23 protein-coding genes are annotated in these 24,019 nt (G+C 63.1%); 4 read left to right on the forward strand and 19 right to left on the reverse strand.

The features are described 5' to 3' along the window. From PBDP_RS02515 to PBDP_RS02580, 14 genes are all read right to left on the reverse strand, one after another. The gene (locus PBDP_RS02515) at positions 1–1,248 is read right to left on the reverse strand and encodes an NAD(P)/FAD-dependent oxidoreductase (protein ID WP_109752071.1); all 1,248 of its coding nucleotides are present in this window, start codon (positions 1,246–1,248) and stop codon (positions 1–3) included. Beyond that, positions 1,235–2,392 (reverse strand): sodium:proton antiporter, encoded by a 1,158-nt coding sequence (locus PBDP_RS02520; protein ID WP_109752072.1) that lies wholly within the window; start codon positions 2,390–2,392, stop codon positions 1,235–1,237. The genes PBDP_RS02515 and PBDP_RS02520 overlap by 14 nt, the downstream gene beginning before the upstream one ends. After that, a complete protein-coding gene (locus PBDP_RS02525) occupies positions 2,389–4,728 on the reverse strand; it encodes an MMPL family transporter (protein ID WP_163855615.1) in 2,340 nt (779 codons plus the stop codon). Before PBDP_RS02525 ends, PBDP_RS02520 begins: the two co-directional genes overlap by 4 nt. Further along, positions 4,712–5,305, reverse strand: coding sequence for an outer membrane lipoprotein carrier protein LolA (locus PBDP_RS02530; RefSeq protein ID WP_212801775.1), 594 nt, complete (start codon positions 5,303–5,305; stop codon positions 4,712–4,714). The genes PBDP_RS02525 and PBDP_RS02530 overlap by 17 nt, the downstream gene beginning before the upstream one ends. Next, positions 5,302–5,727 (reverse strand): acyl-CoA thioesterase, encoded by a 426-nt coding sequence (locus PBDP_RS02535; protein ID WP_212801776.1) that lies wholly within the window; start codon positions 5,725–5,727, stop codon positions 5,302–5,304. Before PBDP_RS02535 ends, PBDP_RS02530 begins: the two co-directional genes overlap by 4 nt. Further along, a complete protein-coding gene (locus tag PBDP_RS02540) occupies positions 5,720–7,264 on the reverse strand; it encodes an HAL/PAL/TAL family ammonia-lyase (RefSeq protein ID WP_109752076.1) in 1,545 nt (514 codons plus the stop codon). Before PBDP_RS02540 ends, PBDP_RS02535 begins: the two co-directional genes overlap by 8 nt. Then, entirely contained in the window at positions 7,245–8,189 is a 945-nt protein-coding gene (locus tag PBDP_RS02545; RefSeq protein ID WP_109752077.1) for a lysophospholipid acyltransferase family protein, read from the reverse strand. Before PBDP_RS02545 ends, PBDP_RS02540 begins: the two co-directional genes overlap by 20 nt. Continuing rightward, positions 8,186–8,920, reverse strand: coding sequence for a glycosyltransferase family 2 protein (locus tag PBDP_RS02550; RefSeq protein WP_212801777.1), 735 nt, complete (start codon positions 8,918–8,920; stop codon positions 8,186–8,188). The genes PBDP_RS02545 and PBDP_RS02550 overlap by 4 nt, the downstream gene beginning before the upstream one ends. A gap of 146 nt (positions 8,921–9,066) precedes the next feature. Further along, positions 9,067–10,746 carry an ApeI family dehydratase gene (locus PBDP_RS02555; RefSeq protein WP_109752079.1) on the reverse strand — a complete coding sequence of 560 codons (1,680 nt, stop codon included), beginning with the start codon at positions 10,744–10,746 and terminating at the stop codon, positions 9,067–9,069. Further along, the gene (locus tag PBDP_RS02560; RefSeq protein ID WP_109752080.1) at positions 10,743–11,288 is read right to left on the reverse strand and encodes a COG4648 family protein; all 546 of its coding nucleotides are present in this window, start codon (positions 11,286–11,288) and stop codon (positions 10,743–10,745) included. Before PBDP_RS02560 ends, PBDP_RS02555 begins: the two co-directional genes overlap by 4 nt. Continuing rightward, on the reverse strand, positions 11,285–11,539 hold the full coding sequence (locus PBDP_RS02565) for an acyl carrier protein (RefSeq protein WP_030140951.1): 255 nt from the start codon (positions 11,537–11,539) through the stop codon (positions 11,285–11,287). Before PBDP_RS02565 ends, PBDP_RS02560 begins: the two co-directional genes overlap by 4 nt. Positions 11,540–11,548: 9 nt before the next feature. Next, positions 11,549–11,806, reverse strand: coding sequence for a phosphopantetheine-binding protein (locus PBDP_RS02570; RefSeq protein WP_109752081.1), 258 nt, complete (start codon positions 11,804–11,806; stop codon positions 11,549–11,551). Continuing rightward, positions 11,787–12,596 (reverse strand): lysophospholipid acyltransferase family protein, encoded by an 810-nt coding sequence (locus tag PBDP_RS02575; protein WP_109752082.1) that lies wholly within the window; start codon positions 12,594–12,596, stop codon positions 11,787–11,789. Before PBDP_RS02575 ends, PBDP_RS02570 begins: the two co-directional genes overlap by 20 nt. Beyond that, positions 12,572–13,300, reverse strand: coding sequence for a beta-ketoacyl synthase chain length factor (locus PBDP_RS02580; RefSeq protein WP_109752083.1), 729 nt, complete (start codon positions 13,298–13,300; stop codon positions 12,572–12,574). The genes PBDP_RS02575 and PBDP_RS02580 overlap by 25 nt, the downstream gene beginning before the upstream one ends. A 340-nt stretch (positions 13,301–13,640) precedes the next feature. Here PBDP_RS02580 and PBDP_RS02585 point away from each other — a divergent pair, with 340 nt between their 5' ends. Further along, positions 13,641–14,411 carry a ParA family protein gene (locus PBDP_RS02585; RefSeq protein ID WP_109752084.1) on the forward strand — a complete coding sequence of 257 codons (771 nt, stop codon included), beginning with the start codon at positions 13,641–13,643 and terminating at the stop codon, positions 14,409–14,411. A 152-nt stretch (positions 14,412–14,563) separates the two neighbouring features. Here the strand turns inward: PBDP_RS02585 and trxC are convergent, their stop codons facing one another. Both trxC and ycaC read right to left on the reverse strand, forming a co-directional pair. Further along, the gene (trxC, locus tag PBDP_RS02590; protein WP_178082462.1) at positions 14,564–14,986 is read right to left on the reverse strand and encodes a thioredoxin TrxC; all 423 of its coding nucleotides are present in this window, start codon (positions 14,984–14,986) and stop codon (positions 14,564–14,566) included. Between the two features lie 175 nt (positions 14,987–15,161). Then, positions 15,162–15,788 carry an isochorismate family cysteine hydrolase YcaC gene (gene ycaC / locus PBDP_RS02595; protein ID WP_109752086.1) on the reverse strand — a complete coding sequence of 209 codons (627 nt, stop codon included), beginning with the start codon at positions 15,786–15,788 and terminating at the stop codon, positions 15,162–15,164. Positions 15,789–15,995: 207 nt separating this feature from the next. Here ycaC and PBDP_RS02600 point away from each other — a divergent pair, with 207 nt between their 5' ends. The 3 genes from PBDP_RS02600 (at position 15,996) to PBDP_RS02610 (ending at position 18,135) form a co-directional block, all read left to right on the forward strand. Then, positions 15,996–16,901, forward strand: coding sequence for a LysR family transcriptional regulator (locus tag PBDP_RS02600; protein WP_204334279.1), 906 nt, complete (start codon positions 15,996–15,998; stop codon positions 16,899–16,901). Between the two features lie 250 nt (positions 16,902–17,151). After that, positions 17,152–17,430 carry a hypothetical protein gene (locus PBDP_RS02605; RefSeq protein ID WP_109752088.1) on the forward strand — a complete coding sequence of 93 codons (279 nt, stop codon included), beginning with the start codon at positions 17,152–17,154 and terminating at the stop codon, positions 17,428–17,430. 303 nt (positions 17,431–17,733) lie between these two features. Beyond that, complete coding sequence (locus PBDP_RS02610; RefSeq protein ID WP_109752089.1) at positions 17,734–18,135, forward strand: helix-turn-helix domain-containing protein; 402 nt, start codon at positions 17,734–17,736, stop codon at positions 18,133–18,135. Between the two features lie 124 nt (positions 18,136–18,259). Here the strand turns inward: PBDP_RS02610 and PBDP_RS02615 are convergent, their stop codons facing one another. The 3 genes from PBDP_RS02615 to mscK form a co-directional block, all read right to left on the reverse strand. Next, entirely contained in the window at positions 18,260–18,610 is a 351-nt protein-coding gene (locus tag PBDP_RS02615) for a DUF6124 family protein (protein ID WP_109752090.1), read from the reverse strand. 538 nt (positions 18,611–19,148) lie between these two features. Continuing rightward, complete coding sequence (selO, locus tag PBDP_RS02620; RefSeq protein ID WP_109752091.1) at positions 19,149–20,612, reverse strand: protein adenylyltransferase SelO; 1,464 nt, start codon at positions 20,610–20,612, stop codon at positions 19,149–19,151. Positions 20,613–20,648: 36 nt separating this feature from the next. Continuing rightward, positions 20,649–24,011: a mechanosensitive channel MscK gene (gene mscK / locus PBDP_RS02625; protein ID WP_109752092.1), complete on the reverse strand. Its 3,363-nt coding sequence runs from the start codon at positions 24,009–24,011 to the stop codon at positions 20,649–20,651. Between the last annotated feature and the right edge of the window lie 8 nt (positions 24,012–24,019).

A 24,019-nucleotide genomic window follows, 5' to 3' on the forward strand; every position in this document is an offset into this window, starting at 1 on the left:
TCATGGTGCCGGGCTCGCACAGATTTCCGAAAGCATGCGCAGGCGCCGCTTGGGTTCGCTGACGAACGGGTTGCGCTGATCCCAGGCGTAGCCGGCCAGGATCGAGCTGATCATGCGACGGATGTCGTCCGAACCCTCGGTATAGAAAATCACGTCCTGGAAGGTGCCGGCGTACCAGCCCTCGACATAGCAGCGGAAGGTGTCGACGCCGCGCTTGAGGGGGTCGGCGAACTCGCTTTGCCAGTCCACGCTTTGGCCTTGCAACTGACGGTGGAGTACGTCGGCGGCCATGCTCGCCGAACGCATGGCGATGGTCACGCCGGAGGAGAATACCGGGTCGAGGAATTCCGCGGCGTTGCCCAGCAGGGCGAAGCCAGGACCATGCAGGGTCTTGACGTTGGCCGAGTAGCCGCCGATGGTCCGCGCCGGGGTGTCCCACACGGCGTTGCGCAGCACGCCGGCCAGGCTTGGGGTTTCGTCGATGAAGCCGCGCAGGCAGGCATCGAGGTCGTCGGTGCGGCCAGCGAAATGTTCCGCGGCGGCGACCACGCCCACCGAGCAACGCCCGCCGCTGAACGGAATGGTCCAGAACCACACGTCGCGCTTGCTCGGATGGGTGGTGATGAGGATTTTTTCGCGGTCGAAAGTCGCCGCGTCGATGCGATCTTCAATATGGGTGAACACGGCCTGGCGCACCGGGAAGTTCGACGGTGCCTCAAGGTCCAGCAGGCGCGGCAGGACTCGGCCATAGCCGCTGGCATCGAGCACGAAGTCGGCTTCGACCCGGTACTCGCTGCCGTCTTCGCGCTGCACGCCCAGTTGCGGCTTGGCGAGAGTGAAATCGGCGCTGGCAATGGCTTGGCCGTAGCGGATCTCCACGCCTTGCAGCGCAGCCTGGTCGGCCAGCAGTTTGTCGAAGTCGGCGCGTTGCACCTGGAAGGTCGTGGGCTTGCCGTTGCTGAAGGTGTCGCCGAAATCGAAGGCGCTGTAGCGCTCACCCCAGGCGAACGCGGCGCCGTTCTTGCGCTGGAATCCAGCGGCATTCACCGCGTCGAGCATGCCGGCTTCTTCGACGAAATCCAGGCAATGGGACAACAGGCTCTCGCCGATGGAGAACCGGGGGAAATGCTGGCGCTCGATGACCAGCACATCGTGGCCCTTGCGCTTGAGCAGCGCCGCCGCGATAGCGCCGGAAGGGCCTGCGCCGATGACGACGACCTGCCGACGTTCCATTTCAACTGTTGGCACTGGAGCTCCTGGCCGGGACGGCAATCGAGGGAATACGGTGGAAACCGGCCAAGGCCGGCAGCAATGTCGCGATCAGTCCCATCAGCATCAGCATGAAGTACAGCGCGGGGCTGATGAGCTGTTGTTGCAAGAGCAGATTGAGGAAGACGATTTCACTCAAGCCGCGAATATTCAGCAAGACACTTTCGCGCCAACGACTGGCGCCGGCGAAGGGAGCGGCGGCCCATCCCAGCCCCAGCCAGTTGCCCAGCAGTTTGCTGGCGATGGGCAACAGCAGCAACGCCGTCAATTGCACCCAGTCGAGGCTGTTCATGGCGCTGTGGACGTTGATCTGCACAATGCCGAACGTGAGGATCAGCGGGATCGCCAGGTACGTCTGCAAACCCTGCATCCAGGCGGCATCGAGCGGCAGCCGCAAGGGCACTTTGAGCGCGGCCATGCACAGCAGATAGCCGATGCCGACGATCAGTGCATTGAGCCGGTAGTGCTCGGCCACCACCAACAGCGCAAAGAACACGCCGCTGTACAGCAACGGCTGGCGCAGGCCGAGCAGGCGCAACAGCAGCGGCACGCCGGCGCAGGCCAGCGGCAGCAACAGGCTGCTCAAGTGGAGGCTGCCCTGGGCCAGGCCGAACAGGCTCCAGCAGGCCAGGTCGATCAGGATCGCCGTTTGCACCAATCGCCGCGTGGCGGCGGGCGGATAGTCGATGTGACGCAGGTATAGGTACAGCACCGGGATCGCGGTGATCGCAAACAGCAGCCCCACCGCCAGGGAACTGATCCAGGGTTGGGGCGGCAGCAGCCAGAACGCTGTCGCCAGGCCGCAGGCAAACGGAACGACGAAGCTGGGCAGGGCGATCTTCACGCTCTGGCGATCCAGGCGCAGGTCGATCACGTCGCTGAGAATGTGCCCCAGCAACAGCGCGAACGCGAGGCTGTAGAGGTTCTTCAGCCACACCGGCGACACCAGTTGCGCGCCGCTGAGCTGCCAGCCCGGCTCGATCCAGAAATACATCAGCAGGGGCAGGCCGAAGGTCGCCAGCAACAACTGGCTGACAATCGGGATCAACCCGAAGCGACAGCCTATGCGGGTTGCGACAGCGAACAAGCCCAGGGCCATGAGCCAGAACAGCAGGGTCATCATGGGGCGGGCTCCGCGACGGCAGCCGCGTGGGCCTGATGCCCGGCCCACGGCGCCAGCATGAAGCTGAAGGCCAGTCCCAGGCTCACTGCCAGGCCGAAGTTACTCACCGCCGGGGTGCTGGACAGCGCCAGCAGGCCGAACGACAGCCAGGTGGTGACCGCCGCCAGGAACGTGCCCAGCAGGCTCACGGCGGCACCGCCGATCTGCTCGCGCATCAGGATCGCGTAGTCGACGCCGATGGCCGTCACCAGCAACAGGCCGAACAGGCTGAACAAGGTCAGTGGCTGGCCGAGCCAGCCGAGGCTCGCCAGGCTGCACAGCGCAGCCAGCAGCGGCAGTGCCACGATGCGCAAGGCGCCGCCGACGCCAAACGGCCAGATCAGCACCAGCACAATCAGCACGCAGGAGGCCAGTTTCAACTCGGCGGCGCTGACCTGCGTGGCGGCGAAGACCCGGTTCAGGTCGCCCAGGCGATCCACCAGTTGCACGCCTGGCAAATCCACCGCCTGCACCCGCAGCAGCGCGGCATCGTTCAAGCCTTGCAGGCTGATCATGGCGGCCACGCCCTGTTCTGTCGGGCCGAGCCAGAGTGTGCGATAGGGCTCGGCCAAGGGGCCGGTCAACGCTGCATCGATGTCTTCCACCGGCAAGGCTTGCAGTTGCGCCAGCTCCGTTTGCAGCGCGGCGACCGGCACGCCCAGGTCCAGCAGCGGTTGCCAGAAGGCTGGCAGGCGGGCCAGGGCCTCACGCACTTTCTGCTGTTCGGCGGGTGGGCTGACCAGTTGGTTAAGCGACAGGTAGCCCTGGAGTTTCTCCAGGCCGATCAACTGATCCAGCCGTTCGTTGAGGGCGGTCTGGCGCTCCAGCAGTTGTGCCTGGTCGCCGGCGCGGATCAGGAAGAACTGGCTGGTGGGCTGGAAGCCGGTGATGCGCGCGATGTCGCGGGCTTCGTCGGTAAGGTGCTGGGGCGTGCCGATCCACTGGCGAATGTCGTTTTTGGTGGTCAGGTGCCAGAGACCGCCTGCGCAAAAACTCAGCAGCAACACCAGCAGCACTGGCGTGGGCACCCGCGCCAACAGCGCCTGGCGGGTCTGGAGCAGGCATTCGCACAGCCGCAGCGGCCACTGGGCCGGGCGCAAATCGGCACCCTTGAGCAACGCTGGCAGCAGGCAGACGGCGGTCAAGTAGGCGCCTACCAGCCCGGCGGCGGAAAATATCGCGATCTGGGTCAGGGCCGGGAACGGCGTCCAGGCCAGGGCCAGGTAGCCGATGCAGGTGGTCGCCAGGCTCAGGCTCAGCCCCGGCAGAGTCAGGCGCAAGGCCGGCCAGCTGCGCCAGGGCTTGAGGCTCCAGCTTTTGGACAGGTAGTGCAGCGGGTAGTCCACCGCGACGCCGATCAGGCTGGAACCCAGGACCAGGGTCATCACATGCATGCGCCCGAACAAGGCCACGCACGCCACCGCGCCGAACAGCATGCCCACCAGCACTGGCACGAACGCCAGCCACACGCGCAAACGCCGGAAGGCCAGTAACAACAGCAGTAAGATGCCTACCGTCGCGCCGCCGCCGACCCAGGTGATTTCCCGCGAGGCCTGTTGCTGGCCGCTGGCGGCGTACAGCAGGCCGCTGGCCGCCAGCAGTTGCCCTTGGGCCTGGCCCGCCTGGTCGCGGCTGCGCCGCAGCAGTTCGGCCACTTGCAACGGCAGGTTCATGTCGAAGGCGTTGCCCTGGGCGCGAGCCCGCAGCATCACCCAGCTCTTACCGTCGGCATCGGCGACCAACGCACCGCTGCCAATATCGAATTTGATCGCGCCGCGTTGTGGCTGGCTGTTCTGGATGCGCCCGGTCAGGCCCAGCCAGTCGTCCTGGTTCGGCACCAGGCTGAAGCCGCTGAATGGGTCGAACAGGGCCTGCACCCGTTGTTGGATAAACGCTTGGGGCTGCTCGATCAATTGCTGGCGGTCCGCCGCCGAGAGCATCGCCAACCGCCCGTTGAGCAATTGCGTGCGCAGCGCCGGCAAGTCGGCCTGCAACGTCCACTGGACCTTGTCGAACAGGCCGCTGGCCTGCCATTGCTCACCCAGGGTCTGTGCCAGGGCGATGGCTTGCTGGCGGTCGGTGTGGCCGACCAACACCAGCACTTCACGATTGAGCGGCTCCTGCATGCGTTGCTCGGCGATCAGCTCCAGGGCATCGGGCGACGTGCCCGGCACCAGCTCCATGAGATTGGCCGACAGCGGTGCGCCATTGCGCCATTGCCAACCGGCGAGCGCCAGCACTGCCAGCAGCAGGACCAGGAACAGCCGGGGCAGCATCCGTTCACTCGGCAAAATCATGTTGCTCCGTTTGGCTCAAGGGTTGCGTGCTGATGCTGTCCTGCATGCGCAGCACGGTGCTGTCGCCCTGGGTTTCCAGCAGTTCGATGCGCTGCACCAGTTCGCCGCCGTCGATGTTGATCTGGTTGAAGACCTGCTTGAGCAGCACCGAGCGTGGGGTCAGGGTGAGTTTCCACTGTTGTGGCTCGCCCGACAGGCTCAGTTCGAAGTCCCGCAGCAAGCCACTGCTGTCGCCCTGCAATACCGCCAGGAACAAGCGGTTCTGCTCGGCCCCGGCGCTCTTGTTCGGCAGCATCTGCCAGGCGTTGCCGTCCCGCCGGGCGATGCCCTGGGGGGTGATGCGGTAGTCCTGTTGCAGCGGGGTTTGCAGCAGCCACAGCAGGCCGTGTTTTTTCGCCAGCACGAAGCGTCCCTTGCTGGTGAGGGGCTGGGGCAGGGCGCGCAGGTGTTTTTCCTGGATGAACTGCCCGTGGATCACTTCCGGGCGGGCCAGTTGGTCGCTCAGCTGTTGCAAGTCGAACGCCTGGGCCAGGGGCGCCAGGCAGCACAGCAACAGCCAGACTGACAGGCGCTTCATGGCAGTTTCCTTTCAACGGCTTGGACAAAGACCCGAGGCGAGGCCAACAGCATTTCGCGACTGGCGAGGTCCACGGCCACTTGTACCGAACTGGCGCGGGTCAAGCGTTCGCCTGTGGCGGCGTCGCTGATCAGGTAGTTGATCTTCAGTCGGTTTTCCCATTCCACCAGGCTGGCACGCACGGTCAGCGCCTGGCCGAACACGGCGCTGCGCACGTAGCGCAGTTGCAGGTCGATGATCGGCCACGCATGGCCGGATTCGAGCATTTCGTTGTAGTTGTGGCCGATCAGGTCAAGCAAGGCGCAGCGGGCCACTTCCAGGTATTTGACGTAGTGGCCGTGCCAGACCACGTTCATCGAATCGACATCGAAAAATGGCACCACGATCTGCGTGTCGACGTGCAAAACACCTTGGTTACGCATGCAGCCTCCAGTGTTGGTCGGCGATGCGTTGCAGGCACAGTCGCAGTTCGCCTTCCAGGGCGCGGTCTTCGATGACTGGGGCGAAATCCTCGGCCAGTTGCTGGTGCATGGCGGCCAGGGCCGGGGGCAGCGGTCGCGCGTCTTCGGCGCGGCTGCGTAGCCACACGCCCTGGTTGGCGGCCAGCAGCGTTGCGGCGGCCACTTGCTCAGTCAGCTCCAGCACGCGGATCGCGTCCCGGGCGGCGATGGTGCCCATGCTCACCTTGTCCTGGTTGTGGCATTCGGTGGAGCGCGAGAACACGCTGGCCGGCATGGTGTTTTTCAGGGCTTCGGCGGTCCAGGCACTGGTGCCGATCTGCACGGCCTTGAAGCCATGGTTGAGCATCGCCCGCTCGGCGCTGGCGCCGGACAGGTTGCTCGGCAGGCCGTGGTTGTAACGCTCGTCCACCAGCAGCGCGAGCTGGCGATCCAGCAAGTCGGCGACGTTGGCCACCAGGTTCTTCAGGCTGTCCATGGCGAAGGCGATATGCCCGCCGTAGAAATGCCCGCCGTGCAGTACGCGCTCGGCTTCGGCGTCGATGATCGGGTTGTCGTTGGCGCTGTTGAGTTCGGTTTCGATGAACGAACGCAACCAGCCCAGGCTGTCCGCCAGTACGCCGAGCACGTGAGGGGCGCAGCGCAGGGAATAGCGATCCTGCAGGCGATGCAGCGGCGCGGTCGGCGCGTCGATCGCCAGGTCCTTGCGCAGCCACGCGGCGACTTGCATCTGCCCCGGGTGTGGCTTGGCGGCGAACAGGCGCTCGTCGAAGTGTTCCGGGTTGCCTTGCAGGGCGACAACGTTCAGCGCGGTGATGCGGGTCGCCAGTTGCAGCAGATAGTCCGCGCGGGCGAAGGCCAGGCAGGCCAGGCCGGTCATCACGGCGGTGCCGTTCATCAGCGCCAGGGCTTCCTTGGGCCGCAGCACCAGCGGGGTCCAGCCCAGTTCATGGTGCACGTCCGCAGCCAGGCGCCGCTCGCCACGGAACATCACTTCCCGCTCGCCGGACAGGGTCGCGGCGACGTAGGACAGCGGGGTCAGGTCGCCACTGGCGCCCACCGAGCCTTCTTCCGGAATCAGCGGCAGGATGTCGTGTTCAAGGAAGGCCTGCAGGCGTTCCAGCAGTTCCACCCGCACCCCCGACACGCCGTGGCACAGCGACTGCAAACGCGCCGCCAGCACCGCACGGGTGGCCTGGGCGTCGAGCAACTTGCCCAGGCCGCAGCCATGGAACGTGTACAGGTGACGCGGCAGGGCCTCGACGTGGTGCAACGGCACGGCCACCACGCAGGAGTCGCCGTAACCGGTGGTCACGCCGTAGATCACGCCTTCCTTGTCCAGCAGGGAATCGAGGAATTGCGCACCCTTGGCAATCCGTTGGCGGAACGCCGGGTCATCCTGCAACTGCGTCGGCGCCCGGCGGTTGGCCAGGGCCAGCACATCTTCAATGCGCAAGGGGCATTCGCCGAAGGTTACCGGCTCAAGAGTGGGCATCGTCATCGGTCTTCCAGAAAGGGTAAAAGTTGAACCACTGTTGGGGGCCCTGGAGGCAGTACTGCGCCAGGCGCTCGGCATAGCGGCCGGCCCAGTGGGCGATCACTTGCTCGCGGTCGTTGCGTTTCCACGCCACGGCATCGGCGAAGGGTTCCAGGGTGACGCGATAGCGTCCCTCGTGCTTGAGGCACATCAGCAGGTTGACCGGGCATTTCAGCAGGCCAGCCAGCAACCAGGGCCCCTGGGGGAATGCCGCCGGGTGGCCCATGAAATCCACGGTCACACTGCGTCCGCCGTGCAGCGGTACGCGGTCGCCGGCAATCGCCAGCCACTCGCCACGCTCCAGGCGTTCACTCAGTTGCAACATGATCACCGGGTCCAGCTCGCTGACCTGGATCAGCCGCAGGTGCGTGGCGCCGGCTTCACCGAGCAAGCGGTTGAACTGCTCGGCGTGCTTGGTGTGCACCAGCACGTTCATGGTCACCTTCTCGCCCAGCTCGGCCAGGGCCCGGCACATTTCCAGGTTGCCAAGATGCGCGCCCACCAGCATCTGCCCGCGGGCGTCACGCAAGTGATTGCGCAGTAGCGCCGGGTCGACGATTTCGATCTGGTCGATGCTCAGCTTGCCGTTCCAGACATCGAGCTTGTCCAACAGGGAATCGGCAAACGCCATGAACTGGCCGAACACCCGCCGGTGGGTCGGGCGCAGTTCGGGGCGCTCGCTCCATTCGGCCAGGCGCTGCTGGTATTGCCAGGCGGCCTGGCGGGCGCTGCGGCCGAAAATGAAGAAGTACAGGACGATGCCGTACAGCACCGGGGTCAATAAGCGCCGGCCGAGCACCTTGGCGGCGACTGCGGTGAGTTTCATCAGCCAGAAACTGCCGCGCTCCTGGCGGTCGGCCCAATGTTGCTTGTCTGCCTGAAGGCTCATGCCCGCCACCGTCGCCAGAGAATCAGGGGAAAGCGCACCAGCATGCCGAAGAACAACCGGGTGTGCATGATGGAAATCAGCACGTTGTCGTGGAACAGGCGAAAGTGCGAGACCCCGTCCTGGGGGTAATGGACCCGGGTGTGCAGCCAGTGCATCGGTTGATTGCGCCAGGCCAGGCGCACGAGGATGTCCGAATCGAAATCCATGCGCTTGCCGATGTTGGCCGAGTCGATCAGCGCCAGGGTCGGTGGCAGGGGATAGACCCGAAAGCCGCACATGGAGTCGCGGATCTGCAGGGACAGGCTGTTGATCCAGACCATGATGTGAGTCAGGTAGCGCGCGTACAGACGACCTTTCGGCACGCTGGCGTCGTAGTGCGGATAACCACAGATCACCGCGTCCGGGTGGGCGCGGGATTGCTCGATGAAAGTCTTCACGTCGCCAAGATCGTGCTGTCCGTCGGCGTCCACCTGCAAGGCGTGGCTGAAACCCAGGCGCGCCGCTTCCCGCAGGCCGGTCATCACCGCGCCACCCTTGCCCTGGTTGATCGCCAGCCTGACCAGATGAACCCGCTCGTCTTCGGCCAACCGCTCCAGCACGGCGGCGCACGCCGGGCTGCTGGCGTCATCCACCAGCACACAAGGCAGGCCGTTGGCGAGCAACGCCTGGACCACGGCCGAGATGGCGGTTTCGTGGTTGTAGACCGGGATGACGGCGCAGGGGTTATGCATGCGGCATGTCTCGGTGGCCAAGGAGCATTTTGTGGCGAGGGAGCTTGCTCCCGCTCAAGTGCGAAGCACTCGCTCTTGAAATACCAGGGGCTGCTTCGCAGCCCAACGGGAGCAAGCTCCCTCGCCACAGTGATTTGTACAGGTGCCTAGGCATTGTTTTCCCCCAACACAATCCGCCCACTGGAACAGGCCGCCGTGTCATTGCGGTAGGCAAAGTACAGCTTGCCGCGCTCGCGGTCGAAGCGCAGGTGCAGTTGGACTTCATCGCCAGGGCGAACCAGTTGCTGGAACTTCAGCACCTCCATGCCGACGAACCGGGGCGGCAGGTCCATCAATTGCCGGCCCAGGCTCAAGGCCCAGTCGACCTGCACTACGCCTGGCAACACTGGCGCGGTGGGGAAGTGGCCGCTGAAGTATGCAAGGTCCGCAGGCACGACCAGTTGCAGGTTCCACTCACCGTCGGTTTCGACTTGCTCCAGCACGTCAGGGGTTTTGGGGCGTGGCGCCATCAGCAACGCCTCGACCTCGGCCTGGGGCAACTTGCCCTGGGCGTTGAGCGGCAACTGCCGCAGCCAGCGCCAGCGCCGGGGCAGGGCAAGGGTTTCGCAATGTTCGCTCAGGTGCCGACGCAGGCCTTCGGTAACGGCGCGCCGGCCCAGGTTGCGCAAGGCGTGCAGGCCGTTTTCGCTGAGCACCACCAGTGCGCCAAGGGAGGCGCGCTTCTCCTGCACCACCCCCAGCCGCGCTTCGCTGACCCAGTCGTGGGCCATCAGCGCTTGTTCCAGCATCGGCAGGGAGATGCGTTTTTCTTCGAGCTTGACGATGCGATCCAGTCTCCCGAGCAGCTCAAAGCGTCCATCTGTGGCGATTCGCGCCGCGTCGGCGGTGTGTTCCACATGCCCGGCCGGCAGATAGGGCGAAGCGATCAGCAAGGCGCCGTCGCTGTCCTGGCTGAGCTCGACGCCGGCAAAGGGCTGCCACAATCCGTCACCCTGACGCCAGGCGATACCGCCAGTTTCCGAACTGCCGAAAATTTCCGTCGGCCATTGTCCCAGACGTTGCTGCAAGCTTTGTGCAGCCTCGGGGGGCAAGGCGCCGCCAGAGGAGAACACCCGGCGCACGCTGCTCAGGGCCGGCCAATCGAGGTTATCGCCCATGCGCTTGAGCAGCGCCGGGCTGGCGACCCAGGCGAAGGCCGGTTGTTCGCGGCTGGCGCGTTGCAGGTCCTCGGGAAACGCCAATTGCCGACGCACGAACGGGCGCCCGGCGCACAGCGGCCACAACACCCGGAACAGCAACCCGTAGATATGCTGGGCGGCAACGCTGCCGATCATGCAGGCCGGCCCCAGGTCGGCGCCCCACAAGTGCTCCAGGGCGTGGACTTCGTTACTCAACTGGCGCAGGGTTTTCTCGATGCGCTTGGGCTCGCCGCTGGAGCCGGAGGTGCACAGGCTCAGCCAGCAGTGATCGAGGTCCAGTTCGGCGGCGTCCATCGGCGCCTGTTGCACGTCGTTGGGATGCGTGTCGCCGGGCTGGTCGGTCAGCCACAGGTCCACGTCCGCCGCCCAGCGCTGGCGCGTCTGCACCTGCAGGTCGGCGGGAAGCAAGACCCGGACTCCGGCGCGCCAGGCGCCGAGCAGGGCGATGGCCAGGTCGGCGGCGTCTTCCAGGTGCACCGCCACATGCCGCACGCCACGGGCTTGCAGGCCGGCCGCCAGGCTCAACGCCGCGCCCCGCAGTTGCGTGTGACTGAGCGCCGGATCGAGCGCGACGGCGCGTTCCGGTTCAGTCCTGAGCAGAATCTGCTCAAGTGTTATCCAATTCATGGGCGGCCTCTTACCCGTTGTCGTATGAGCCATTCAATGGCAAACAGCAGCCCCATCAATCCGTAGGAAATCAGGCCGGTGTACAACATCCACCAGCTCAGCGGCGCCCAGAGGGTCAGGGCGGCGGCGAGCAAACCGTTACACAGGAAAAACACACTCCAGGCCACTGTGACCTGGCGGGTATACACCACCGCCTTGGCAGGTAGCTGCGGTTCGCGCAGGCGGGCCAGGCGTTCGATCATCGGCGGGCCGTATTTCAGGCTCAGGACGAACAGCCCGAGCATGAACGCGCTGATCAGCACCGGGTACCAGCGCAGTAGGAGCGGGCTGTCGAACAGCGCCAGCAGTACGCAAAACACGATCGCCGTGGCCGCCATCCAGCGGCTGCCGGGCCCGCCCTTGCCAAGCAATGCCCGGGCCAGCCACAGGCTGCCGAGCAGCAACCCGAACTGCCACGGGGCGAAGTGCTCCATGCCGAAATACACCGCAAAGGGGTACAGCAGGCCCGCCAGCAGCAGGCCGAGGCCAATCAGCCGGGTCATGCGGCCGGTTGGACCAGTCGATAGACCGCCTCGACCACGTCATTGACGGTGCGCACCGACTTGAATTCTTCGGCGGCGATTTTCTTGCCGGTCTGACGCTTGATGTGGTCGATCAGGTCGACCGCATCGATGCTGTCGATTTCCAGGTCCTGGTACAGGTTCGATTCCAGCGTCACGCGCTCGGGGTCCAGCTCGAAGAGCTCGACCAGAGCATCGCGCAGGGTGTTGAAGATGTCGTCACGAGTTTGCATGGTCTGGTCTCAGGCGCTTTTTGCAGTGACGAAGGCCGCAAGGCTTGCCACATTGCTGAAATGGTTACGGGTGTCCTTGGCGTCGGCATCGATCTTGATGCCGTACTTCTTCTGGATCGCCAGGCCTAGCTCCAGGGCATCCACCGAGTCCAGGCCCAGGCCTTCGCCGAACAGGGTCTGGTGGTCGCCGATATCGTCGATGCTTATGTCCTCCAGGCCGAGGGCATCGATGATCAGCTGTTTGATGTCACGGTGCAGATCGCTCATCTTCGGCGAGCTCCTTGATGAAATAGTGATGCAAAAAATCGTTGAGCCTGCGCGAAGCCTGGGGTGGTGGGCCGAGCGCGGCGAAGGCCTGTGGGTCTATATCGGCCCCCACGCGAAAACTGAAGTGCACGCGGCGCTGGGGAATGCGATACCAGGGTTCGGCCTTGGTCAGAGTAGTGGGGCAAACCTTGATGGTGACGGGCGTGAGGATTTTCGCACCCCGCAGGGCAATGGCCGCCGCCCCCCGATGAAAGGCCGGTGCCTGGCCGGGCTGGGTGCGCGTGCCTTCGGGGAAGACGATCAGGGTCTGGCCATCCTGCAGGGCATCGCTGGCGGCATCAAGCATGTCCATGCTGCCGTCGTTGCTGATGTATTGGGTCGAGCGCAGCGGGCCGCGGGTGAAGGGGTTGTCCCACAGGCTTTGCTTGACCACGCAGTTGGCGTTGGGCACCAGCCCGATCAGGAACACCACGTCGATCAGCGACGGGTGATTGGCGATGATCATTTGTCCGGGGCGGCCGAGCCGTTCGGCGCCGTCGATCCGGTAGGTCAGCACCCCGGTGCGGGCCATGAACCGGATGAAGAACCAGAACAACCGCCCGACCGTGCGACGGGCCCGTTGCCGATGGGCCTGGGCATCGCCGGGCCACCAGGCCAGCAACGGAAACACCAGCAAACGCAGGCACAGCCCGCCCAGCCCGAACAGGGCGAAGCTTGCGGCGGTCGCGATCAGGCGCCAGTAATAGGCGTCGCGATGTTTACCGGTCACCGGTTGCGTTGCCAGGTCCATACACGATTCTTCCAGGCATGTTGGCAGGTGGTTTCGTTGTTCAGCAGGGTACGCAACAGATCCAGGGCATGGGGCCAGTCGCTGCCAGGCAATTGGCCGGTTTGCGCACACAGGTCCAGTTGCCAGTCGTCGCCCGGGGTTAGCAGCAAGCCCATGGCATAGGGAAACGGCACGTCATTGACCCACGGCGCGTAGACCTGCGGGGGTTGCTCCTCGGTGATCACCAGCAACACCGCCGGCGAGCCTTCGTTCAACAGTGCGGCGGCTTCCAGCACACCGTGCTCCAACCCGTCGCCGGTAGCGGCCAGGGCAGTCATTTCGCTGGTTTCGCCTCGCATGATCGACCACAGGCCAATCACTGCGTTGTGCACCGACAGGCTGAATTGGGTCGGCGACAAGGGCTGGTCGGCTGCCAGGTCCTTGAGAATCTCGAAAGTGCGTGGGGTTTCGCCGTGGCGGGAAATAAAGACCAACGGTAGGTCCGGCCGATCCTCGGCCAGCGGCCAGCCAACACTGAAGGCCATCCGCGCCAGGCGGCTGAGGCGCCGACGCTGCATGGCCGGCAGGAACGATACGTCAGGGGAGGCATCGCTGGGCGGCAATACGACCGGCTGTCGGCTCCAGGCCTGCCAGTCGTCCACGCTTTCGAGCCCAGGGGCCCACGCGCGCCATTGGGCGATATTGAAATTGATCACAAAATTCATCCCACCCCTGCGGGCTTTTATTGTCACGGCTCAGTGGTTTGACCCGCGTCCAACCCTGCATGGCCTTGCGACCCAAGTGGCGCGCATTATCCCGGTGCGGTTGGCTTGTAGCAAATACTGGTTACATTTTGTCCAGCGAAATGTACGACTTGGTTCAGTTGCAAACTATTGTCGCGATCATTGCTCGCCTGTCTGTCGGTTCTTTCTGTCATTTTCCGGGCGAATTGACGCTTCGATTGTTGGAAAAGCCACTGTTGCCGTAGTCCTTCTACGCAGAAGGTAGCTAAGCGGTGTCGCGGCCTACTACACTCGGGGATCTTTGATACACGGAGGTTTTGACATGCGGCGTGTGGTGTTCAATCAGAAAGGTGGCGTGGGCAAATCCAGCATCGCCTGCAACCTGGCGGCAGTCAGCGCCAGCGAAGGCTATCGCACGCTGTTGGTGGATCTGGATGCCCAGGCCAACTCCACGCAATACCTGACGGGCCTGACCGGCGATGACATTCCCATGGGCATTGCCGATTTCTTCAAGCAAACCCTGTCATCCGGGCCCTTTTCGAAAAAGAACAAGGTGGATATCTACGAAACGCCGTTCGACAACTTGCACGTGATCACCGCCACGGCGGAGCTGACGGATCTGCAGCCCAAGCTTGAGGCCAAGCACAAGATCAACAAGCTGCGCAAACTGCTTGAAGAACTGGAGGAAGATTACGACCGGATTTACCTCGATACCCCGCCAGCGCTGAATTTCTATGCGGTTTCAGCGTTGATCGCTGCTGATCGAGTGCTGATCCCCTTCGACTGTGACAGTTTCTCCCGTCAGGCCCTGTACGGCCTGCTGGCGGAAATCGAAGAGCTCAAGGACGACCATAACGAGGGCCTGGAAGTCGAAGGCATCGTGGTCAACCAGTTCCAGGCTCGCGCCAGCCTGCCGCAGCAGATCCTCGACGAACTGATCGCCGAAGGCCTGCCGGTACTGCCGGTGTACCTGAGCAGTTCGGTGCGCATGCGCGAATCCCACCAGGCCAGTTTGCCGCTGATCCACCTGGACCCACGGCACAAGCTGACCCAGCAGTTCATGGAGTTGCATAGCCTGCTGGAAGGCGCCTGATTCTGGCCTGTGCAAAACCCTGTGGGGGCAACTGTGTGGGAGCAAGGCTTGCCCGCGATGAAAACGCCGCGGTCTCTTGAGGACCGCAGCGCCTGGATCGCGAGCAAGCTTTGCTCCCACAAAAAGCCCGCTCCCACAGTTATCTCATGGCTTCAAATCCCCTGGCTGCGCAACCAGCTCATCAACTGAGGCAAGGGAAACGCCCCACTCTGACGCGCCACCTCCCGGCCTTCCCTGAACAGAATCAGGCTGGGAATCGAGCGGATCCCCAACTGCGCCGATAACTGCTGATTAGCCTCGCTGTCGAGCTTGGCCAACCGACATTTACCCGTCAGTTGCGCAGCGGCCTGTTCGAACACCGGCGCGAAGGACTTGCACGGTCCGCACCAATCGGCCCAGACATCCACCAGCAACGGCAGGTCGCCCTTGATCTGGCTGGCGTAGTCGCCTTGCTTGAGTTCGAACGGTTTGTTCAATAGCACTGGGGCCTTGCAGCGCCCGCACTTGGGCTGGTCGCCCAGGCGTTCGGCGGGGATGCGGTTGAGCCCGTTGCAATGGGGGCAGGGGATCAGCATCGGGGCAGTCTCCAGAAAAATCATTGGCGAAGATTTGAACACCGTGCAAAGCACACCGCAAACCTTTGTGGGAGCGAGCCTGCTCGCGATTGCGACCTGACAGTCAATACATCATTGACTGTCCTGCCGTCATCGCGAGCAGGCTCGCTCCCACAAAGGTGGATCGGTGTGGCTGTTACTTGGCGTTGGTCAGCGTGTTGTAGCTGGTCATCAGGTTGCGGTAGTCCGGGATGTGGTTGGAGAACAAGGTCGCCAGCCCTTCCACATCATTGCGCCAGTCGCGGTGCAGTTCACAGGCCAGGCCGAACCAGGTCATCAGTTGCGCACCGGAGGAGGACATGCGGTCCCAGGCCGATTGACGGGTCAGTTCGTTGAACGTGCCTGAGGCATCGGTGACCACGAACACCTCGAAACCTTCGGCCAGGGCCGAGAGTGCCGGGAAGGCCACGCAGACTTCAGTCACCACGCCGGCGATGATCAGTTGCTTCTTGCCGGTGGCCTTGATGGCCTTGACGAAATCTTCGTTGTCCCAGGCGTTGATCTGGCCGGGACGGGCGATGTACGGCGCGTCCGGGAACAGGGTCTTGAGTTCTGGCATCAGCGGGCCGTTGGGGCCGGTTTCGAAACTGGTGGTGAGGATGGTTGGCAGCTTGAAGTATTTGGCCAGGTCGGCCAGGGCCAGCACGTTGTTCTTGAAACGGTCCGGGTCGATGTCACGCACCAGCGAGAGCAGGCCAGCCTGGTGGTCCACCAGCAGAACGGCGGCGTTATCTTTGTCGAGACGGTTGTAGGAAGTAGTCATGGCGTAGCCCTCATTAAGTTTTGGTTGCCGAAGGTTTCGGCGTGGTTAAGGTTTTTAATGTCGGTGTAGCGATTGATCGGTGACTCATCCGGTCGAAGCGCTTCGGCTTCAAACCGTGTTGCGTTTCGATGGGTGTAGATTAAAACTGGCACCTTTGATGCGCTAGACTGCGAAAATTAGCCTTAGCGTTCTATTTGGAGAACGATCATCGAAGACCTCAACACGCTGTACTACTTCACCCAGGTCGTGGAGCACCGTGGTTTCGCCGCCGCCGGTCGCGCGCTGGACATGCCCAAGTCGAAACTCAGCCGACGTATCGCCCAACTGGAAGAGCGACTCGGGGTGCGGCTGCTCCACCGCACCAGCCGCCATTGCACGCTGACGGAGATCGGCCAGGCCTATTACCAGCGCTGCCTGGCGATGCGGGTCGAGGCCGAGAGCGCGGCGGAAGTGATCGAGCGCAACCGCTCCGAACCCCAGGGGCTGGTGCGCATCAGTTGTCCGACGGCGCTGCTCAACAGTTGGGTCGGACCGATGCTGACCCGCTACATGCTCAAGTACCCACGGGTGGAGTTGTTCATCGAGAGCACCAACCGCCGGGTCGACCTGATCCACGAAGGGTTCGACATCGCCTTGCGGGTGCGCTTTCCGCCGCTGGAAAACACCGACATGGTCATGAAGGTGTTGAGCAACAGCACCCAATGCCTGGTGGGCAGCCCGGCGTTCCTGGAGCGTTTGTCTGCACCGGCTTCCCCGGCGGACCTCAACGGCTTGCCGAGCGTGCACTGGGGGGCGGCACAACGTGAATACCAATGGGAATTGTTCGGCCCCGACGGCACCCGCGCGCTGATCCGTCATGAACCGCGCATGGTCACCGACGACCTGCTGGCCCTGCGTCACGCCGTGCTGGCCGGCATCGGCGTCGCTCACCTGCCCACCGTGGTGGTGCGCGAAGATATCGCAGCCGGGCGGTTGGTGGAGCTGGTGCCGGGCTGGACGCCCAAGTGCGGCATCGTCCATGCGATCTTTGCTTCGCGACGGGGGTTGCTGCCGTCGGTGCGTACGTTGATTGATTTTCTGGCCGAGGAATTCAGCCACAGTGATATGGCGTAGGGCGGGCGCTCTTGAGTGAGCGTGCTTCTGTGGGAGCCAAGCTTGCTCGCGATGAACGATAACGCGATCTTCCGGTAGATCGTGGTGCCTTCATCGCGAGCAGGCTCAGCTCCCACAGGCTTTTCACTGATCTTCCTTCCGAGTTTCGCCAAAGTTATCCAAGGCTGCCATTCATCAGGTGCGCCGCACTGAGAAGGTGTCACGGCCTCAAAAAGACACCACGTACCTGTTTGCAGACTCAGGAGGTCCCATGAGCCATCCTCAAGACCCAACCACGCCCCAGGCAGTGGACAACCCTAACGACGACGGCTTCGTCCTCGGCACCGCCGGCCGCGATGAAGACCCCAACGCCGCCCCGTCCTACGCCACCGACCGCCGCCACGACCGGGATGAACTGACCCCTGAAGACGCCCGCGGCATGCCCGGCTATCCCGAGGAAAAACCACCGGCCAACCCCAAGGAGAAGGGGGTTGAAGAGGCAGAGTCGGGGATCGAGACGCCTGAGCAGGGGAACGATAAGGTTGGATGAGCAGGCAGACGGTTTGGGCGGGCGATGAACCACTCAAAGCCAGTCAGAAACATTGTGGCGAGGGGATTTAGCGAAACGTCGCACCGCCCCGCTCGGCTGCGAAGCAGTCGTAACCCGGCTGATGCGGCTTATCTGCTGCACCACGTTGACTGGTTTTTGGGGCTGCTTCGCAACCCAACGGGGATAAATCCCCTCGCCACAGAAGCTTCGTCTGTTTTCATCACTCTTGCCGAAATTATCGCAGTTTGCGATTAGCCAAGTCCGTGGTTAACTCGTCCATAGCAAAATGAGATGAGTAAAAAGATGAGTCCGCTGATCGAACAAGTCGCCGCCCATTGGGAGTTTGTGTCGCCCCTGCTGCGTAAGCCCAGGAGCGAAGAGGATTACGACCGGTTGGCTGCAGCGCTCGATGAATTGTTGGAGTTGGTTGGCGAAGAAGAAGCCCATCCGCTGATGAGCCTGGTGGACATCATCGGTGAATGGATCGAGGCCTGGGATCATCAACACCGGCCGATGCCCAAGGCTACTGGCGTTGAGGCGCTTCGTTATCTGATGCGTGAACACGGTTTGAGCCAGAGCGATTTGCCGGGCATAGGCACCCAGTCGGTGGTGTCGGAGATATTGAGCGGCAAGCGCCAGCTCAATTTAAGGCAGATCCGCTGGCTGGCGGAGCGCTTCGGCGTATCGGTTGAGACCTTTATTTGATGGCTTGGCGTACTGTGGCGAGGGAGCTTGCTCCCGCTCGGCTGCGAAGCAGTCGTCGCTTTTGAGGTTTTGGGGCCGCTGCGCAGCCCAGCGGGAGCAAGCTCCCTCGCCACAGGGGGATGCGTTATGTCGACTGGCGTGGTTCGACACTGTCCAGTGCGCTGTTCGCCAATAAGCTGCTCAGCTCGATCAATTGCTGAATACCCATGGCAACGTGCCGCCTGGAACCTTTCAGGTCGAATGCCAGGTCACTGATCATGGCGTTGGCCGAGGCTAGGTTTTCGCTGAGGTTGGCGAGCAGGGTTTCGGTGTCGACGCCATTGACGACGGTGAACAGTTGGCTGGGATCAGCCTCGGGTTTGCTGGGTTTTGGGTTGAGGTAGTAGTCGAGGACGCGGTCGGCCGTTTCGTCGAATTCTTTTGAGTTTGGGTGGGCTGGATCGGTATCAGGCGGGTTGGGGGTTGCTTTGAACATGGCGAATCTCCGTGATTGGTTGAGCCGCCACGACCTATCGCTAAACAAGTAAAGGTGGCGGCTGTACGCAGGTTAGCGATCCGGGTCACAGAAACCCCGGGTAGACCAGAAGGTCTCCCACGCACAGCCACCATTAAGCAAATTGCAGATGTAAAAGACTGCAATCGAGACTGGGCATTGTTGCGTCTGTGTTGAGTCGGATCGCTAAACCCGATCGCTGATTTTCAGCGACGGGGAAACGATAGAGCCCGACCCCAAGGCGCACAAGCCGGCGGATTCTGGCGTAGTTGTAGGCAATGGCGCAAGGCGGCGTAGCCTGGTCCTGAGTGGTCCTACATCGAAATAAACGCGGTGACTGCAGTGCTCTTGTGGCGAGGGGATTTAGCGAAACGTCGCACCGCCCCGCTCGGCTGCGAAGCAGTCGTAATCCGGCTGACGCGGTTTATCTGTTGCACCGCGCTGCCTGGTTCTTGGGGCTGCTGCGCAGCCCTGCGGGGATAAATCCCCTCGCCACAGGGTTATGTGTTTGGCGGGAAGGTTACGACGAACAGCTGATCTCCAGGTGCTTGCCCCATTCCGGCGGACGTTGCGCGTAGCTGTCCATGCCCGGTTGTTCTTCGAACGGCTTGCTCAGCACTGTGTGCAGGCGGCGGACTTCTTCGTAGTCGCCTGATTCGGCGGCGTCGATGGCTTTCTGCGCGAGGTAGTTACGCAGCACATACAGTGGGTTGACGGCATGCATGCGGGCTCGGCGCAGGTCCTGATCGACAACGCCTTCGCGGTTGACGCGGGCAATATACAGCTCGCCCCAGGCATCGAAACCCTTGAGGTCGACGAAGTCGTCGCGCAGGTTGGCAATGGCCAGTTCGGGTGATCGATCGCCCAGCCGACGGAAGAACAGGCTGTAGTCGACGCCGCTGTTCTGCATCAGTTGCAGCAGGCGCTCCACCAGTTTCTGGTCATCTTCTTCGGCAAGGGTCAGGCCGAGGCGGCGGCGCATCAGGTCCAGGTAGTGGGCCTGGAACAGTGGCAAGTACAGGCCGAGGGTTTCGCGCAGGGCTTCGACGCTGATGAACGGCGTCAGGGCCTGGGCCAGGGCGCTGAGATTCCACTGACCGATGGGCACTTGGTTGCTGAATGAATAGCGGCCCTGGTCATCGGAGTGGTTGCAGATGAAATTGGCGTCGAAGTCGTCGAGGAAGGCGAACGGCCCGAAGTCGAAGGTGATGCCCAGGATCGACATGTTGTCGGTGTTCATCACGCCGTGGCAGAAACCGTAGGCCTGCCATTTGGCAATCAGCTCGGCGTTGCGCTCGACGATCTCGCGGAACATCGCCAGGTACGGCTCCGGCTGCTCGCGGCACTCGGCAAAATGCAGGTTCAACACGTGCTCGGCGAGGGCCGCGTGCAGCTCGGGCTTCTTGGTGTAGTAGAAATATTCGAAATGGCCGAAGCGCACGTGGCTGGGTGCCAGGCGCAGCACCATGGCGGCGCGCTCCTGTTTTTCGCGCCACACCGGGGTGTCCGAACCGATCACGCACAAGGCGCGGGTGGTGGGGATGCCCAGGGCGTGCAGGGCTTCGGAGGCGAGGAATTCGCGGATCGAGGAACGCAGCACTGCCCGTCCATCGCCCATCCGGGAGAACGGCGTCTGGCCGGCACCCTTGAGGTGCAGGTCCCAATGCTCGCCGGCCTCGTTGTACACCTCGCCCAGCAGCAACCCACGGCCATCGCCCAATTGCGGGTTGTAGTGACCGAACTGATGCCCCGAATACACCATCGCCCGGGGCTCGGTTTCGGCCCAGAGCTTATGGCCGCCGAAGATCTCGGCAAACAGCGGAGCCTCGGCTTCGGCCGGATCCAGGTCCAGTAACGCCATGGCGGCCGGGCTGGCGACCACCAGTCGCGGATTGTCGATGGGCTCGGGCAGCACGTGGGTCGATAACCCGTCGCCCAGGCGGGCGAAACGGTTATCGAAGGTCAACGTTTCCAGCGTTTTCATGGCCGTCTCCGGCGCGAGGCCTTCAGGCAGCGCGCATCAGTCGAGTGTTTCTTGCGGCGGCTCGGGTACCGGCTTGATGCTGGCAACAGCCGAAGGCACGGGTGCGATGGTCTTTTTGTCGGGCTCGGCAGGCACCAGTTTGTATTCCTGGCCTTGCATGTTCTTCAGATAGATTTCCATCTGCCGGAAGGAGATGTTGATGTGCTCCTTCTTGAACTCTCGGTTGATGAAGCGGTTGATCTCGTCCAGTACCGGGTTGCGGTCACCGAGGTCGCGCACGTGCATGCGTAGCTCATGGTCCAGGGTGCTTTCACCGAAGTTCAGGAAGTACACGATCGGTTCCGGCTCCTTCAGTACCCGTGGGTTTTCACGGGCGGCCTTGAGCAGCAGTTCGCGCACCCGATCCAGGTCCGAGCCGTAGTCCACGCCCAGTTTCAGGGTCACCCGGGTCACGGTGTCGGTCAACGACCAGTTGATCAGTTGCCCGGTGATGAAGGTCTTGTTCGGGACGATGATGTCCTTGCGGTCGAAGTCGGTGATGGTGGTCGCGCGGATGCGGATCTTGCTGACGGTGCCCGACAGGTTGCCGATGGTGATGGTGTCGCCGATGCGCACCGGACGCTCGAACAGGATCATGATCCCGGAGATGAAGTTGGCGAAGATCTCCTGCATGCCGAAACCCAGGCCCACCGACAGTGCGGCCACCAGCCATTGCAGTTTGTCCCAGCTCACGCCCAGGGTGGACAGCGTGGTGACGAAGCCGACACCGGCGATCACATAGGACAGCAGCGTGGTGGTGGCATAGGCACTGCCCTGGGCCAGGTTCAGTTTCGACAGTACGAACACTTCCAACAGGCCCGGCAGGTTGCGTGCCAGGGCGAAGGTGATGCCGATGATGATCAACGCGCCGAGCATGTCGCCGATACTGATCGGCACCATGCTCATGTTGACGCCGGTGCCGCTGGTGTATTCGTAGAGGGTGATGTTGTCCAGGTACGAGAACACGCTGATCAGGTCCGACCAGACCCAGTACAACGCGGCGATGAAGCCGCCGAGCAAGGCCAGGCGGATCAGGCGCAGGGACTGCTCGTTGACCTTCTCGATGTCCAGGGTCGGCTCCTCGACCACCGCTTCGCCGTCGCCGGCTTCCTTGGCGGCCTGGCGCTTGGCCAAGGCACGCTGGTAGGCCAGGCGCCGCGCCGCCACCGACAGGCCGCGCACGAAGGTCGCCTCGATCACCAGCCAGAACATCAGCAGGTACAGGGTATTGATCAACCGGTCGCTGAGCTTCAGTGCGGTGTAGTAGTAGCCGAAGCACACCGCCACGAACAGCGCGATCGGCAGCGCGGTGAACAGCACCCCGACGGCCTTGCGGAACAGCGAGGTGTTCTTGTGTGTCGGGCTGCTCAGCAACAGGCGGCTGAGCAACCACGCCATCAGCGCGTAGCAGGTCAGTACCACCGGCATGCCGAGCACGTCATCGGCCAGGGTCGAGGGCTGCAACTCGGCCACGGCCACCACGGCCACCAACGCCAGCACCACCAGCCCAAGCCGGCGGATCCAGCCCTGGAGGAATTCGACCTGGGGTTTCTCCCAGCGGAAATGCAATTCGGCCACGCCGCCCGGGGCCAACACCCGATAGGCGGTGTAGAACACCAGCCAGGCCTGGCCGATCTGCAGCAGCGCCGCGCCGAGGTTGGCGTTCTGGCCGCGGGCGTCGATCTGCAAGGCATAGCCGCAGAGGGTCAGCGCCAGGGCCACCGGCATTGCCAGGAGGATATTGATCAGGATCGCCTGGGGCGTGTGCCACTGGCTGTCGCGCTTGAAGTGACCAACGTCCTGGTGAACCTTGTTCAAGCGCGCATAAAGATTCTTGCGCCGCCACAGCAGTGCCCCAATCAGCAGCGCCAGGGGCAGGAACAGCAGCGGACGCTGGGTCAGGCCATCGGCCAGCTCACTGAGGCTCGAAGCCCAGGGCAGCGAATCGATCTGTTTTTCCAGGCGCATCGGCACGCCGCGCATCCATTCGAAATCCAGCGGCTTGTTGCTGGGAATCCAGAACATCTGCTCTTCAAGCGTCGCCCGCAGGTTCTGGGCGGTGCTGAGCAGTTGCTTCTGGTTGAGCTGCAGGGTGATGGATTCGTTGAGCACTGCGCTCAATTCGCGGTTCAGCCGTTCCAGCAGGTCGACGCGGGTCAGTGCCAGTTCCAGCAAGGTCTTGCGCAGTTGCGGCGTGGCCTGTTCCGATGGCTGGGAGGCCAGCAGGTTGTCGACATAGGCACTGGGATTGTTCAGCAGCTCACGTTGTTGGCTGACTTCGAACTGGTACAGGCGGATGTCGGCGATCTGGTCGGCCAGGTTCTGGTCCAGCTTGAGGCGCGGCAGGGTCTGGCGCTGCTTGTAGAGGATCTTGGAGAGCAGCAGGCTGCCCTTGAGCACGCTGATCTGCTCGTCCAGGGCGGCGTCGGTCTGGGTGACGCTGTCCAGCAGTTGCTTGGTCTGCAAGTTCTGCTGGGTCACCTCGTTGAGGCGGTCGGTGCTTTTGAGCAGGTAGTCGGAGAGCTTCAGGTTGGCCGCGCTTTCGGTCGCCAGCAAGCTGCTGCCACCGGCCTTCTGGGCTTCGATGGATTGCTGGGTCACCGTCTCCTGGGACTGGGCCAGGCGCTTCTGGTTGATCAGGTTCTGCAGGTCCTGGATTTCCTGCTCCGTGCGGGCGATTTTTTCCATCAGCAAATCGTGTTGACCGTTGCCCAGATCCTGCAGTTGGCTGTTGCCGGCCAGCTCCTGGCGGCGTAGCGGAATCAGCGCGTTGAGCGCCGCCAACTCGGCGTTGAGCTGGTCGCGTTGCTCGGCGCTCAGGGTTTTGCCGGCGTCTCGACCGGCCTTGAGGATGGTGTTGATTTGCTGGATGCGGGTCTGGCTGCTGGAGATTTCCGCCTGGGCACGCTCGGGACGGGTCTGGGCGGTGATGATCAGGCTGTTGGCGTCGGCCAGGGCTTTTTGCAGATCACCCTGCTGGGTGGAGCGATCCGAGAGCATTTGCTCAAGCTGGGGAATCGGCAGGTTGGCATAGCGTTGCGCCACCGGCACCACCGTGGTGCCCTTGAGCCGCGCCAGTTCGCGCTGGTTCTCGATGTTCTGCTTGGGCGCGGTGGCCAGTTGCTGTTTGAGCGCCTGCAACTTCTGTTCGTAGTCGGCCTTGTTGCTGAGCTGGGTCAGCGTGTTCTGCAAGACGGCCTGCAGGGCTTTCTGGTCGGCTTCCGGCAGTTTGCGGTCGGCGATCTTGTCCAGGCTGGCCTGCACCGAAGCACTGGAGGGAAGATCAGCGGCTTGCAGTGTGCAGACGGAGAGACTCAAGCCCAGCAGGGCGATGGCGAAAAAGGAGCGCAGGGTAGGCATAGAGACCG

Source organism: Pseudomonas sp. St290, from assembly GCF_018325805.1.
Taxonomy (GTDB): Bacteria; Pseudomonadota; Gammaproteobacteria; order Pseudomonadales; family Pseudomonadaceae; genus Aquipseudomonas; species Aquipseudomonas bijieensis.

What these genes read in the sequence shown, in the direction of transcription:
- trxC (WP_178082462.1), bottom strand. Translation starts at nt 14,986, where the DNA reads ATGCTGATCCCCTGCCCCCATTGCAACGGGCTCAACCGCATCCCCGCC.
- PBDP_RS02540 (WP_109752076.1), bottom strand. Translation starts at nt 7,264, where the DNA reads ATGACGATGCCCACTCTTGAGCCGGTAACCTTCGGCGAATGCCCCTTG.
- PBDP_RS02610 (WP_109752089.1), top strand. Translation starts at nt 17,734, where the DNA reads ATGAGTCCGCTGATCGAACAAGTCGCCGCCCATTGGGAGTTTGTGTCG.
- PBDP_RS02555 (WP_109752079.1), bottom strand. Translation starts at nt 10,746, where the DNA reads ATGAATTGGATAACACTTGAGCAGATTCTGCTCAGGACTGAACCGGAA.
- PBDP_RS02550 (WP_212801777.1), bottom strand. Translation starts at nt 8,920, where the DNA reads ATGCATAACCCCTGCGCCGTCATCCCGGTCTACAACCACGAAACCGCC.
- PBDP_RS02520 (WP_109752072.1), bottom strand. Translation starts at nt 2,392, where the DNA reads ATGATGACCCTGCTGTTCTGGCTCATGGCCCTGGGCTTGTTCGCTGTC.
- selO (WP_109752091.1), bottom strand. Translation starts at nt 20,612, where the DNA reads ATGAAAACGCTGGAAACGTTGACCTTCGATAACCGTTTCGCCCGCCTG.
- PBDP_RS02570 (WP_109752081.1), bottom strand. Translation starts at nt 11,806, where the DNA reads ATGAGCGATCTGCACCGTGACATCAAACAGCTGATCATCGATGCCCTC.
- PBDP_RS02545 (WP_109752077.1), bottom strand. Translation starts at nt 8,189, where the DNA reads ATGAGCCTTCAGGCAGACAAGCAACATTGGGCCGACCGCCAGGAGCGC.
- PBDP_RS02575 (WP_109752082.1), bottom strand. Translation starts at nt 12,596, where the DNA reads ATGGACCTGGCAACGCAACCGGTGACCGGTAAACATCGCGACGCCTAT.
- PBDP_RS02525 (WP_163855615.1), bottom strand. Translation starts at nt 4,728, where the DNA reads ATGATTTTGCCGAGTGAACGGATGCTGCCCCGGCTGTTCCTGGTCCTG.
- PBDP_RS02580 (WP_109752083.1), bottom strand. Translation starts at nt 13,300, where the DNA reads ATGAATTTTGTGATCAATTTCAATATCGCCCAATGGCGCGCGTGGGCC.
- PBDP_RS02615 (WP_109752090.1), bottom strand. Translation starts at nt 18,610, where the DNA reads ATGTTCAAAGCAACCCCCAACCCGCCTGATACCGATCCAGCCCACCCA.
- ycaC (WP_109752086.1), bottom strand. Translation starts at nt 15,788, where the DNA reads ATGACTACTTCCTACAACCGTCTCGACAAAGATAACGCCGCCGTTCTG.
- mscK (WP_109752092.1), bottom strand. Translation starts at nt 24,011, where the DNA reads ATGCCTACCCTGCGCTCCTTTTTCGCCATCGCCCTGCTGGGCTTGAGT.
- PBDP_RS02535 (WP_212801776.1), bottom strand. Translation starts at nt 5,727, where the DNA reads ATGCGTAACCAAGGTGTTTTGCACGTCGACACGCAGATCGTGGTGCCA.
- PBDP_RS02530 (WP_212801775.1), bottom strand. Translation starts at nt 5,305, where the DNA reads ATGAAGCGCCTGTCAGTCTGGCTGTTGCTGTGCTGCCTGGCGCCCCTG.
- PBDP_RS02560 (WP_109752080.1), bottom strand. Translation starts at nt 11,288, where the DNA reads ATGACCCGGCTGATTGGCCTCGGCCTGCTGCTGGCGGGCCTGCTGTAC.
- PBDP_RS02585 (WP_109752084.1), top strand. Translation starts at nt 13,641, where the DNA reads ATGCGGCGTGTGGTGTTCAATCAGAAAGGTGGCGTGGGCAAATCCAGC.
- PBDP_RS02565 (WP_030140951.1), bottom strand. Translation starts at nt 11,539, where the DNA reads ATGCAAACTCGTGACGACATCTTCAACACCCTGCGCGATGCTCTGGTC.
- PBDP_RS02605 (WP_109752088.1), top strand. Translation starts at nt 17,152, where the DNA reads ATGAGCCATCCTCAAGACCCAACCACGCCCCAGGCAGTGGACAACCCT.